We start from the raw sequence: 11042 nt of genomic DNA on the forward strand, positions 1-11042 counted from the left end.
CACCAAATAAAATGCACAAGCAAAGCACCTTGAAAAGAAAACAGTATAAATCAAAAAAGCTGAACAATGGGAACATTGTTCAGCTTTAATTAATAAATTTAATCCTTTAATAATCTGTATCGGTTATTTAGGACTAGACAACTTCTTCCAGTTTTCTTTGTTTTCGTGCTTCTATTCTATTGGCTGTTTTAACTTTCGCACGGTTTACCAGATAAAACATTACCGGTACAATAACCAGGGTCAAGAAGGTTGCGAAAACAAGTCCGAAAATAACCGTCCATGCCAATGGGCCCCAGAAGATCACGTTATCTCCTCCAATATATATTTTGGGATTGTAATCTATGAAAAGGCTGAAGAAATCGATATTTAATCCAACGGCCAAAGGAATAAGTCCCAATACTGTAGTAATAGCGGTTAAAATCACTGGTCTTAACCTGGAAATCCCACCTCTTACAATACAATCAAAATATTGCTCACGGGTTAATAGCTGATCGTCATCTAATCCCAACTCGTTTTTCTGCCGGTCTATGAGAATTTGGGTGTAGTCTACAAGTACAATGGCGTTGTTAACCACAATCCCTGCCAGTGAGATAATGCCCATCATCGTCATAATAATAATAAAGTCCATTTGGAAAATAATAAGACCAAAAAATACTCCTACCAAACTGAGCATTACCGCCATTACGATGATTATTGGCTTAGATATCGAGTTGAACTGGGCAACAAGGATCAAAAGAATTCCTCCAATAGCAATAAGCAAGGCCTTTAGGAGGAAGTTCATATTTTCTTCCTGTTCTTCCTGTTCCCCGGTGAATTCTAGAGATATTTCCTTCGGAAGATCGTAATTCTTCAACTCGGTTTTCAGGCGTTCTACAATTTCATTCCCGTTATAACCTTCAAGTACATTGGAGTATAAGGTGATTACCCGTTTTAGATCTTTTCTTTTAATGGAGCTGAAGGAAGAAGCCTTATCAGTGGTAACCAGCGAGGAGATAGGCACCTGTACAATTTCCCCGGTATTCTGATCCATAAAAGTCACAGGTTGATTGAACAAGGCGTTTTCATCATAACGAAATTCCTCATTGAAACGTACATTTACTTCATAGTCGTCATCACCTTCTTTGTAGGTAGAAACTTCCTCACCATAAATAGCTCTCCTAAGGGTCTGTCCAACTGCTGAAGTAGAAACTCCGAGTTGTCCGGCTTTTCTGCGGTCTACTTTTACGTCCAGTTCAGATTTTGATTTATTGACATCTATTTTGAGATTCTCTATTCCTGGAATACTTAGCCCCTGGATATAGGCTCGCATGTTTTCTGCTTCAGCAAGCATTTGCTCATAATCCTCTCCCTTTAATTCCATATTGATTGGATAACCGGAAGGAGGACCTGCCTGGTCTTTTTCTACAATAACCGATGCTCCCGGAAAGCCCTGTACAGCATCTCGTACTTCGCTTAAGACCTTGCTACTTCTCACACCGCGTCTTTCATTGAACTCCCGCATGGAGAGGGTGATTTTGGCTTTATGAGGCATTTCGTTTTGTTGACCGCCATCGGTCATGGGGTTTCCTGAACCTTCTCCTACCTGCGAGATAGCCGATTCGACCATAAAATTATACCCGTCTTCATCTTCGTACTTTTTAATAACTTCAAAAACCTGGCTCTCTATTTTTTTAGTGAGCTCGTTGGTTTTGTGTATATCGGTACCTTCGGGATATTCGATATAAGTAATGATTTGCTTAGGTTCATTTTCGGGGAAGAACAATACCTTGGGTTGCACCAATGCGATCAAAACGAAGGATACAAAAAGCAAAAATAATGTTCCGAAGAAAAATAAATATGCTTTTTTCCCACGGAGCGCATAGACAAGGGTTCTCTCGTACATACTCTCCATCTTTTTGAGGGCTCTTACCTGGAAGAAGTCTACTGCCTTAGAAATAAAATATTTATAAGCCCAAAGAAGGATTACTATCAGGATAAGAATATTTCCAAAAGCTCTCAGGACACCTGTCGATAATACGAAACCAAGGATTAGTAGGATAATTCCTGTAACTCCAAGAATTAGGCTAAGCCGTATAAGTCGTTTTTTGGAAAAGGATTTTTCCTCGGTTTTCATAAACTGGGAGGTAAGCATCGAATTGATTATCAATGCTACAAAAAGGGATGATCCCAATACTATGGAAAGAGTAATTGGAAAAATCATCATAAATTTCCCTACAATACCCGGCCATAATCCCAGTGGGAAGAAGGCCGCCAGGGTAGTGGCTGTTGAAGCGATAATTGGCCAGGCGATCTCTCCTAAACCTTGCTTTGCAGCTTTGGTTCTGGGCATTCCCTGGTCCATCAGGGAGTATACATTCTCCACAACCACAATCCCGTTATCAACCAGCATACCCAGCCCCATTACCAAGGCAAAAAGAACCATGGTATTTAGCGTATAGCCCATACTGGAAAGAATGATATAGGAAAGGAACATGGAAAGCGGGATGGCAATTCCTACAAATAAGGAGTTCCTGAAACCAAGAAAAAACATAAGCACCAGAACCACGAGAATTACTCCAAAAATAATGTTGTTAACCAGGTCATCAACCTGGTTAATAGTTTGGGTAGATTGATCGTTGCTTAGGCTAATGTGTAAACTTTCCGGGAGGTAATTTTCCTGTTCAGTTTTAACGATCTCCTTGATACTTTCTACTGCCTCTATCATGTTTTTGCCGGCACGCTTTTTAACATCCAGCATTACGACAGGTTGGCCATACTCCCTGGCAAATGTCGTGGCGTCTTTTTCTCTGAATTTAATTTCAGCGATGTCCTTGAGAAAGATAAGACCACCATCACGTTTTACCACCACATCGTTTAACTCATCGGGATCTTCTATTTCCCCGATTATCCTGATATTTTTTTGTGCTCCACTGGTAATTATATTCCCTCCGGAAATTGTGCGGTTTTCAGCGTTTACTGAATTTACAATATCGTCAAAACTAACCTTTGAAGCTGTCATTTTATAGACATCCACTGCGATTTCAACCTCCATATCTTCTGCTCCACGAATTCCCGCCTCTTTAATCTGAGGGAGGAGTTCTATTCGCTCCTGAAGGTATTCGGCATACTCTTTTAACTGCTGTACGGTATAATCTCCCGTAAGGTTAATATTAAGGATGGGCATTTCCTCGGTAAGGTTCAAATCGAAGACGTTGGGCTCCACTTTGGCGCCGTTATCCAAGGTAGGCCATGTTGTTTCGGCTTTTACAAGATCTACCTTGTCCTTGACTTTTTGCCTGGCAACATCGACCTCTATATCTTCTTCAAACTCAACAATTACAAGGGAATAATCCTGAAGTGTGTTTGAGGTGATTTCCTTTACCCCTGCAATATTATTGAACTCTTCTTCCAGAGGCTCTGTAATAAACTTCTCAACATCTTCTGCAGAATTCCCCGGGTTGACCGAACTCACATAAATTTTGGTTTCAATAACCTCTGGAAACGATTCCCTGGGCATATTATAATAGGACATAAGCCCACCTATCATGATTATAGCGATAATCACGTAGACCGTCATTTTATTACCAATGGCCCAGGAAGAAAGTTTAAATTCCTTGTCTAATTTCATGTTACTCCTCGTTTCTTATTTTTACTTCCTGACCTTCGCGTAGATTTTTGGAGCCTTCCACAATAAGGATCTCTCCTGGTTGTATGCCTTTGGTAATTTCTATTAGGTCCTGGTAAACATAGCCGGTCTCGACAATCTTTTTATGGGCGATCCCTGTTTCATCTTCAGAATCTTTTTCCAAAACATACACAATATTTTCTCCCAAAGCATTTTTCTGAACAGCATTTTCCGGAATAACTATCGCATTTTCAGCGGTGTAATCGTTTAGTTTTATTGTAGCAATCTGGTTGGGCCTGATTAATTTATCTTCATTAGGCAAAGCCACCTGAACCTCAAAGGTGCGATTGTTGGGATTAATATAGCTTCCCACCTGTCTTACTTCACCTTCATACTCTTTGTTTATAGAGCCAATTTTAATTTTTACCTGAGTGCCTTTTTTTATCATATTGAGATAATTTTCAGGTACCGCAGCTTCCACATACATATTTTTTAAACTTATTAGTCTGAATAACGGACTCTGCCCGGGATTCACTACCTGGCCTTCATCTGTGATAACTTCGTCTATAACTCCGCTAAATGGAGCGGTAATCACAGTTTTGGCAAGACGGGATTTTAATTGGTCCAGTGATCTCTGGATTGCCTCATAATTTGTTTTAGCTTCCAGATATTGCATTTCAGAGCCTATGTTTTGTTCCCATAATCTCTCCTGGCGTTCAAAACTGGTTTTTGCTAAAGCGACCCGTGTTTCAAGTTGTGCAAGCTCACTCGAAAGTCCTCCATCATCTATAATAGCCAGGGTCTGGCCCTTTCTTACATTCTGGCCTTCTTTTATTCTGATATCGGTTAAGACACCTGAAAACTCTGGATAGATAATAATATTTTCATCGGTAGCGACATCGCCCTGAACTTCAGAAAAATGCTTAAACAAGGTATCTTGAATAGTCTGGGTGGTAACCAGGTCTAACCTGCGGTTTTTATCAAGCCGGTTAATGGCTTCATCCAACTGGTCTATTTTCATGGCCAGTTCACTTTGCTTTTGGCCCAATTCAGTTTTCTTTTGTTTGATCTCAGTTAGATCTCCTCTTTTTATAACTTCCTCGACTGACTGTTCTTCCTTTTTTCCGCAGGAAAAAATGATAAAGCTTATTGTTATTAGAACTGCTATTTTCTTCATCGTTAGATTTTGATTGCTATTTTTTAGTTTAGTTTTTATCGGGATATTTTGTAGTGTCGAGTAGGTTTTCCAGCTCGGCTTTATTGGTGATCACATTTAGCATTGCCTGAAGGAAATCCTGCTGTGCGGCATAAAGTTGTCTTTGGGCCTCGCTTAATTCAAAGCTACTGCCAACACCTTCAAAAAATTTGATCTGATTTTTACGTTCTATACGCTCGGAGAGTTCAAGGTTTTTCTTTTGGGTCTGGAAATTTTCAAGGCTATATTCATATTCTATTTTAGCCGAATTTATCTTTCTTAATACATCATTTCTGGTTTCTTCCAGTTCCAGTATGGCCTGTTCGTAAGCTATTTTCTTTTGCTGGGTGCGTGCACCACGCATTCCACTACTGAATATAGGAATATTCAAAGAAATGCCTAAAATGGATTGTCCATAGTATTCCTGGTCACTATTAAAGAAGGTGAATTCTGTGTTGAAGCCCTGAACTCCGTAGTTAAGAAAGCCACTTAGACTTGGTAGCGCTTTGGATTTTTCAAGTTTTACCTGAATTTCGGCAGATTGAGCCCGGTTTTTAGCGATGCGGTAATCAATATTTTCTTCAACCGGGATTTGGGTTTTAAGAAGCCCCATATCAAAATACTCCATTGCGAGCTCGTTAAGGTCTTCGGTAAGTTCTATAGGTGTTTCTACAGGCAGGCCTAAACTCAGCTTAAGGACATCGTAGGATATATCCTGCATTCTTTGGCTTCTGCTTAGATTGTTTTTTAAACGTAGTAAGGTTATTTCAAGTTGCTCCACATCTTCTTCTTCGGCTAGACCATTATTAAAGATCTCTTTGGTCTCGTTGTAGTTTTTTTGAACGTTTTCCAGATTTTTCTGAAGGATAGCTACACTTTCTTCTGCAAGAAGAACATTTCCGTAGGCATTGATAATGGCTTTTTTAACCTCGTGATTGGTTTTTGTTTTCGCATTTTTTGAGATTTGTAACAAGGTTTTAGCCGATTGCACTCCAACAATATAAGAACCGTCAAAAATTAGCTGATTCCAGGTTGCGGTGGCATTAAGGTTATGCTTGGTGCCAAAGACCACGGGGACATAAGTGCCGGGCTCACCGCCCGAAATTTCTGCAGGAATCAAGGTTACCGGTTGTTTTAGATAGTTCTGGTAATCTGTAGTTGCGCTAAGCTGAGGCAGGCCCTGTGCAATGATTTCCCATTTCTGTTTAATAGCAATGTCAATATCCTTTTGGGCATTTATAGAACTATAGTTGTTCTCCAGGCCAAAGCGAATTGCTTCTTCCAGAGAAAAGCTGTATCCATTTGGGATTTCCTGTGCCTGGATTCCTGCGGAAAGCAGAATGATGAGCAGAAAAAGTCTACGCATGATTGATTTTTTTTCGTTTGGTTAAAAATTCCTGAAGTGCTTTAAGGCCTTTTGGGGTTGAAATCGCCCTTATGTGATATTCAATAAAATATTCCATTAATTTGGCATTACTATACTCTTCAGTGGGAAAAAGATCTTTATCTTTTAAACCCATCATTCCTGTGAAATGAATTCGACTAATAAAAGAAATAGGGATGTCGCTGCGGTAATGTCCCGTAGTAATTCCACTTTCAAGGTTTTCTATAACACAACACTGTACCAGTTCGTATTGCTTGCTGCTAATACTCTTGAAAATTTTAGGATAATACTTCTGTAGTTGATATTGTGGGGATGTCTTTTCGTCTTTCAGGTATTTCATTGAAAAACTTTTAACCTCGTAGATCTCTTCTATAGGATTCATTTTCCTGGCCCTGATCTCCTTGATCCCCTGGTCAATATTTTCAAACAAAAGATTGGTGACAGCCTGTACAAGTTTTGTTTTTGTGTCAAAATGGGCATAAATCGTTTTTTTGGATATTGCCATTTCGGCGGCAATGTCGTCCATAGTTACACTTTTAAAACCGAGATTTAAAAACATATCGGTAGCCCTATTTAAAATTTTATCTCTCACAGATTCAAAAAATTTGGCTGCAAAAGTAAGTTTTGGAAACTTTATACACAAGGAAAGTTTCTCTGGTTTTTGAATAATTTAACTTGGTCTCTAAATTTGAATTAAATTCTATTATGGTATTTTAGCCAAAAAATTGATATCATGAGGTCCATTTCAGAGTACCGGCAGGAATTTTTGAAATATTTAGACGAGAAAATTGAAGTAAAAGAGCCAAGAAATCTCTACGAGCCAATGCGATATATTTTGCAATTGGGCGGAAAACGCTTAAGACCTGTTTTGGTGCTTATGGCCACTGAAATTTTTGATGCTGATTACCGTAAAGCTCTTGATGCTGCCTTGGCTATAGAGATCTTTCACAATTTTTCTCTTGTGCATGATGATATTATGGACGATGCGCCTATAAGGCGTGGTAAAAAAACCGTTCATGAAAAATGGGATATCAATACAGGCATTCTTTCGGGAGATGCGATGTTGATTAATGCATACCAGCTATTTGAGAATTATGAGGAAAAGGTTTTTAAGGAATTAGCGCAGTTATTCACAAAGACTGCGATGGAGGTTTGTGAAGGGCAGCAGTACGATATGGATTTTGAGGCGCGGGAAGATGTGCAAATTGAAGATTACCTTAAAATGATAGAATACAAAACCGCTGTTTTGGTTGGCGCTTCTCTGCAAATGGGAGCTATAGTCGCCGAGACTCCAAGGGAATGTAAAGATGCTATTTACCAATATGGAAGACTGCTCGGAATCGCTTTTCAGCTCCAGGATGATTACCTTGATGCCTTTGGAGATCCTGAAGCCTTTGGTAAACAAGTAGGAGGAGATATCATTGAAAACAAAAAAACATTTCTTTATTTAAAGGCGCTTGAGGCATCGGGGGAAAGAGAGGCGAGACAGTTGCAGCATCTCTATTCCATTAGTCCAATTGAGAATTCGGGAAAGATAGAAGCAGTAAAAGCTATATTTGAGAGCAGTGGTGCTGCAGAGCTTACCCGGGCCGAAATCAAAAAATATACAAAAAAAGCCTTTGCTGTGCTGAATGAGATAGACCTGCAGGAAGATAAAAAAGAGCCCTTGCGAAAATTTGGAGAAACCTTAATGGAAAGACAGGTTTGAGCCAGGATGCAACATAATTCTGAAAATAATGTAAAGTATTTTCGAATACTCAAATAACTCTGATAATACGCAGGTTTACTATGTTAAAATTCTTATAAGACATAAGATAAATATATCGTTTTCTACAAGCCCTTTTTTTAAAAATTGTATTTTTGTCCTGTTTTAGGATATAAAAGAAACATTAGTTTCCACTTATGGATAGATTCTCATTTCTAAATGCTGCACACACAGCATATTTTGCCGAACTTTACGATCAATACCTTCAATACCCCGACAGTGTAGAGCCCAGCTGGAGGGCTTTTTTTCAAGGTTTTGATTTTGGAATGGAGCAAAACGGCGTTGCTTCAGAAACCCTGGAAGAAGCTCCTGTAAACTTTGAAGAGGGAGAGATACCCGATCATGTGATTAAGGAATTCAAGGTAATTCGCTTAATAGATGGATACCGCACCCGGGGTCATTTATTTACAAAAACCAACCCAGTAAGGGAGCGTCGTAAATATGCTCCAACTCTTGATATTGAGAATTTTGATCTTTCTAAAGAAGATCTTGATACTGTTTTTAATGCAGGAGACGTATTGGGAATAGGTCCAAAAACCCTTAAAGAAATAATTACTCACCTGGAGAATGTTTACTGTGATTCGATAGGTATCGAGTATATGTATATTCGAAAACCTGAAGAAATTTCATGGATCCAGTCTAAACTAAACATTAATGAGAATCATCCTTCTTTTTCCGCAGAAGAGAAAAAACAGATTCTTAAGAAGTTAAATGAAGCCGTTTCCTTTGAGTCTTTTCTCCATACCAAGTATGTAGGTCAAAAGCGATTTTCTCTGGAAGGTGGCGAGAGCCTTATTCCGGCCCTGGATTCTTTAATTGAAAAGGCCGCTGAGATAGGAGTGCAGGAGTTTGTTATGGGAATGGCTCACCGTGGAAGATTAAATACCCTCACCAATATCTTCGGAAAAAGTGCTAAGGATATCTTTAGTGAATTTGACGGGAAGGATTATGAACAGGATATTTTTGACGGAGATGTGAAATATCACCTTGGATGGACTTCAGGCCGGATTACGGATAAGGGAAAAGGAATAAATATAAATATTGCGCCCAATCCTTCTCACCTGGAGACTGTTGGTCCTGTAGTAGAGGGTATTACCCGTGCAAAACAAGACCGGCGCTACGAGGGAGATGTCAGTAAAGTACTTCCAATTCTGGTTCACGGAGATGCTGCCATCTCTGCACAGGGAGTTGTTTACGAAGTCATCCAAATGGCCAAATTAGACGGTTATAAAACCGGAGGAACCATTCATATTGTAGTAAATAACCAGATTGGTTTTACCACAAATTATTTAGATGGCCGTTCTTCTACATATTGTACCGATATAGCGAAAGTAACTCTTTCTCCTGTACTTCACGTGAATGCTGATGACGTTGAAGCAGTGGTGCATTCTATATTATTTGCGCTGGAATTCAGGATGAAATTTGGCCGGGACGTATTTATCGACCTGCTGGGATATAGAAAATATGGGCATAACGAAGGGGATGAACCCAGATTTACTCAGCCTAAACTTTATAAGGTAATTGCAAAGCACAGTAACCCAAGAGACATCTATGCTGAAAAGCTTAAAAAGGATGGAGTTATTGAAGAAGATTATGTAAAGAAACTGGAAAAAGAATACAGAGCCAAACTGGATGAAAATCTGGAGGATTCCAGAAAAGAGGAAACCACCAGGGTGACACCATTTATGTATGAGGAATGGGAAGGCTTTGAATCGGTGCGACAAGAAGGAATGATGGAATCCATCGATACAAGGGTGGATATTAAGAAGCTTGATAAGGTTGCAGAAGCCATTTCAAAATTACCCGGAGATAAAAAGTTTCTTCGAAAAATAAACAAGATCATAGAGGGCAGGAAGAAGATGTATTTTGAAAATAATAAGCTGGACTGGTCTATGGCAGAGCATCTGGCTTATGGAACTCTATTGACAGAAGGTTATAACATTCGGCTAAGCGGACAGGATAGTGAACGGGGAACCTTTTCTCATCGCCACGCAGTTTTAAAGGTTGAAGATAGCGAAGAAGAAATAATCCTTCACAATAATATTCCTGACAGAGATGGGGATATATTTATCTATAACTCACTCCTGTCTGAATATGGAGTTTTAGGTTTTGATTACGGTTATGCAATGACGAGTCCAAAAACGCTAACTATTTGGGAAGCTCAATTTGGAGATTTTGTAAATGGTGCACAGATTATGATCGACCAATATATCTCTGCAGCCGAAGATAAATGGAAGTTACAAAACGGATTGGTGATGTTTCTTCCGCACGGCTATGAAGGCCAGGGAGCAGAGCACTCATCGGGAAGAATGGAACGTTTTCTTCAGCTTTGTGCCAGTGATAATATGTATGTAGCCGATATTACAACGCCGGCAAATATGTATCACATTCTTAGGAGGCAGATGAAGGCTGGATTTAGAAAACCCCTTGTCATCTTTACCCCTAAAAGTTTGTTGAGACACCCAAAAGTGGTTTCAACAAAAGAAGAGTTTGCTGAAGGTAGTTTTAAGCCATTTCTTGATGATGAAGATGCCAAGGTAGATAAGATCAAAACACTTGTTTTCTGTACCGGTAAATTCTATTATGACTTGTTGGAATTCAGGGAAGAGAACAAACGGGATGATGTAGCCTTGGTTAGATTAGAACAATTATTCCCTTTACCCGTTTCAGAGATGAGGGAAGCCCTAAAGAAATATAAAAACGCCAATGATATAGTGTGGGCACAGGAAGAACCCAGAAATATGGGTGCTTATGGACACCTATTGCTGCATTTTGATGAAGCAAAGAGCTTTAGGGTTTGTAGCAGGAAATTTTATGGTTCACCGGCTGCAGGTAGTTCAGTGAGGTTTAAAAAGCGTCACGAAAAAGTTATCGCCTGCGTATTTGATAAAAATTTAGAAGATTAAATAACAAGAAATAAATTCATAAAACATCTCTGCTTTGTAGAGGTTACAAAATAAAAATTAAGAACATGGCCTTAGAAATGAAAGTTCCTTCTCCGGGAGAATCAATAACCGAAGTAGAAATAGCCCAATGGCTTGTTGAAGACGGGGATTACGTTGAAAAAGATCAGGCGGTCGCCGAGGTTGATAGC

General features: G+C 39.3%; 7 protein-coding genes. 3 read left to right on the forward strand and 4 right to left on the reverse strand.

Annotation, left to right across the window (positions count from 1 at the left end; genetic code table 11):
• Window positions 1-133 precede the first annotated feature (133 nt).
• The 4 genes from VIM94_RS04540 to VIM94_RS04555 are packed head-to-tail and all read right to left on the reverse strand — an operon-like array spanning window position 134 to window position 6775.
• On the reverse strand, window positions 134-3607 hold the full coding sequence (locus VIM94_RS04540) for an efflux RND transporter permease subunit (RefSeq protein WP_332038100.1): 3474 nt from the start codon (window positions 3605-3607) through the stop codon (window positions 134-136).
• A gap of 1 nt (window position 3608) precedes the next feature.
• Entirely contained in the window at window positions 3609-4781 is a 1173-nt protein-coding gene (locus tag VIM94_RS04545; protein WP_332038101.1) for an efflux RND transporter periplasmic adaptor subunit, read from the reverse strand.
• Between the two features lie 28 nt (window positions 4782-4809).
• Window positions 4810-6165 carry a TolC family protein gene (locus tag VIM94_RS04550; protein ID WP_332038102.1) on the reverse strand — a complete coding sequence of 452 codons (1356 nt, stop codon included), beginning with the start codon at window positions 6163-6165 and terminating at the stop codon, window positions 4810-4812.
• Window positions 6158-6775 carry a TetR/AcrR family transcriptional regulator gene (locus tag VIM94_RS04555; protein WP_332038103.1) on the reverse strand — a complete coding sequence of 206 codons (618 nt, stop codon included), beginning with the start codon at window positions 6773-6775 and terminating at the stop codon, window positions 6158-6160. Before VIM94_RS04555 ends, VIM94_RS04550 begins: the two co-directional genes overlap by 8 nt.
• A 141-nt stretch (window positions 6776-6916) precedes the next feature.
• Between VIM94_RS04555 and VIM94_RS04560 the strand changes: the two genes are divergently transcribed.
• From VIM94_RS04560 to VIM94_RS04570, 3 genes are all read left to right on the forward strand, one after another.
• Window positions 6917-7891 (forward strand): polyprenyl synthetase family protein, encoded by a 975-nt coding sequence (locus VIM94_RS04560; RefSeq protein WP_332038104.1) that lies wholly within the window; start codon window positions 6917-6919, stop codon window positions 7889-7891.
• A 194-nt stretch (window positions 7892-8085) separates the two neighbouring features.
• Window positions 8086-10854: a 2-oxoglutarate dehydrogenase E1 component gene (locus tag VIM94_RS04565; protein WP_332038105.1), complete on the forward strand. Its 2769-nt coding sequence runs from the start codon at window positions 8086-8088 to the stop codon at window positions 10852-10854.
• Between the two features lie 65 nt (window positions 10855-10919).
• The coding region (locus VIM94_RS04570) for a biotin/lipoyl-containing protein (RefSeq protein WP_332038106.1) at window positions 10920-11042 on the forward strand (123 nt) is incomplete at its 3' end.

Origin of the sequence: Salegentibacter sp. (assembly GCF_036568425.1) — a bacterium.
Classification (GTDB): domain Bacteria; phylum Bacteroidota; class Bacteroidia; order Flavobacteriales; family Flavobacteriaceae; genus Salegentibacter.